This is a genomic window from Shigella sp. SIG6 (genome assembly GCF_053555815.1).
Genome location: NZ_JBQZXC010000229.1, coordinates 1 through 2,692, shown reverse-complemented (window position 1 = coordinate 2,692; position 2,692 = coordinate 1). Strand labels below are relative to the sequence as shown.

The following is a 2,692-nucleotide window of genomic DNA, read 5'->3' as shown; positions in this document are numbered from 1 at the left end:
CGTTATAAATGGGTGGAACTTGTAAAAAATTCCACTCATTTGTATTGTTTGTCGCCCCTGAAAACTCATCCATCTTGCCCATCCCGGACTAATCATTATCATTCTCTACAAATTCTGCGGCGTTAATTTTTCGCTGGAGTGAAAATTATTGCGGCGAAGTTTGGTAGATTTTAGTTTGTATAGAGTTATTTTAAATATTTACCTTTTTAATCAATGGATTAAGTGCTCTTTAACATAATGGATGTGTTGTTTGTGTGATCCTGTAAAGTTGGTAGATTGTGACTGGCTTAAAAAATCATTAATTAATAATAGGTTATGTTTAGAGTGTTCCCCGCGCCAGCGGGGATAAACCGGATTTAGAGAGCCAGATGTTGGTCAGTTATTCGAGTTCCCCGCGTCAGCGGGGATAACCATTCGGGTATATTCAGGCCGGGCAGTTTCCCGCCCGGTCTTCCTCACTTACGCATTCGACCAGCTCTGGATCGAATCCGCATTCCCCAATTCCCCATGCATCACTTCATACGATTTTTTCAGGATCACATCAGTATGTTTGGTTAGGTCTTTGAAAATACCTTTATTCATCGCGTCGTAGCGTTTGGCATTGCTCTCAACAGGCATAAAGATATCTTTCACGCGAACCATTTTGTCGACAGCCGTTGCGTAATCCGGGTATAGCCCCAGACCTACCGCTGTATTAATCGCTGCCCCCAGGCTTGCACAACCGTTAATGGCGTTACGTCGTGCCGGAAGGTTGAACACGTCGGCAAAAATCTGCATAAACAGATCGCTGTTCGAACCGCCGCCAGTAATGATCACATGCTTCGCAAAGTGATTCATTTCATTACACATATTGTCGTAATTGTTCTTCAGCGTCAGCGCCACGCTTTCCAGTATCGAACGATATATCCATGCGTAATCCATGCTGGAATCAAAGCCGATCATAATCCCGCGTTTGTATGGTTCCCACGAATTGGTCAGCCAATCCAGCACCGTCATCAGCCCATTACAGCCAGGTGGCACACTAGAGGCTTTCTTGTTGAGTAAATCTTCCGGTGAAAGATCCTGCGCCCTGGCATCCTGAATTAACGACTCGCCTAACATGTCGCGCAGCCAGCTCACCGTCCACATACCTTTGCGAATACCGTAACCTTCATACAGCAATGTTTGCGGAATAGAAGACATAATCGGCCAGTACGCCACCGGATCTTTCGGCAAGGCTTTGCCGTTCATCATCAGCGCGATATAAGTACCGAGTGAAATCACCGCCGTTTCATCATCCAGTAATCCGGCCCCCAGAGCTTCTACCGGTTTATCACTGGTGGTACAAACAACCGGCAGCCCAGCTGGGAAATGTGTCGCCAGCGCGGCTTGTGGTGTGATATGCCCAAGAACAGTGCCTGGCATTTGCACATCAAACAGTATATGACGGGGGATATTAAACTTCTCCATTACCGCAGCATCTTCGCTCCATGCCCAGCTCTTATAATCCACCGGCCACTGACCAAAATAGTTGGCGATATTATCTTTAAACTCGCCGGTTAAGCGATGCGTCAGATAACCCGAAAAAGAGGTGACATATGCCACGTCAGGATTAGTGTGTTCGTAGGGACGCGTTACGCGTGCATCCTGCCAGCTAATCAACGGCGCAGCGGGCGTGCCATCGGCTTTCAATAACGCACGGCAGCAACGGATGGATCCCAGACCAATACCGACAATATCTTCTTTATTCCCGGCAAACTGACTCATCAAATCGTGACCGGCAAAACATAATGATGCCCATAAATCGTCGTCAGGATGTTCTGCAGTATCGGCATCTGGCGTGTGCATCGGCTGCAATAAGCCTTTCCCTTCGCAAACCACATTACCTTCCAGATCGTATATCACCACTTTTGTGCTCTGACTTCCGCCATCAATCCCTATGATGTATTTTTTCGACATGATTTTTCTCCTGTAATTTTCCTGGCTTACTTGCTGCTAGCCATTGCGGGGGCGCTATCAGCAGTACGAATTTTTTGGAACAGCAAAAAGGTAAAGACAATCACCATGGCAAGCGCCGCCATGCCCATCAGCCACATATTGCGGTAGGCTTCTGCAGCGGGCAGGGTGTCTTGCCAGTGGCCGATAATCGGGTAAACGAAGACATCCGGCAGGAATCCAATCACCGAACAAATACCTACCGTGGTGCCCATAATGTAAGACGGTGTTCTCGCTTCGCCGGGGCAGGCCCAGTACAGCCCGCGTGAGGCGTAACAGGTGAATCCCAGCAGTAAAATCAGGCCAATCCCCATCGCGACCGATTGCGGGTTAGAGTTCGTGACGAGCAGGGCTGTCAACGCCAGCAAACCGATGATGGAAAGGATTTGAATCACGCGGGTAGGGGATTTCACTTTACTGTAGGTGGTGATAATGCCTCCAAGTGGGCCGCACAGCGCGCGGAAGATTTTGTTGATCACAATCCCCATGTAGCTCGCTGCCACCAGCGACATGCCGTACATTTCGGTCAGATAGTTGGTGGAGTAACTCAGAATGGCGTAGATTGTGAAGACACCAAAAATCACCATGCTGCAATACCAAGTGGTGCTGATACGCAAAACGGCAAGGATGTCGCTAAGCTGGAATGACTGTTTTTCTTCGTTATTGGCACTGCGCAGGTTGTTGTTATCGCTAACAAAAAACCAGCACAGAATCCCCT

The 2,692-nt window shown here is 48.3% G+C and carries 1 protein-coding gene and 1 pseudogene; both read right to left on the bottom strand.

The genetic code is table 11. The features are described from left to right. Positions 1-459: 459 nt before the first annotated feature. Complete coding sequence (locus tag ACUU1M_RS19710; protein ID WP_000039676.1) at positions 460-1,938, bottom strand: FGGY-family carbohydrate kinase; 1,479 nt, start codon at positions 1,936-1,938, stop codon at positions 460-462. Between the two features lie 26 nt (positions 1,939-1,964). Continuing rightward, positions 1,965-2,692: pseudogene (locus ACUU1M_RS19705) on the bottom strand (MFS transporter); the annotation flags it as partial.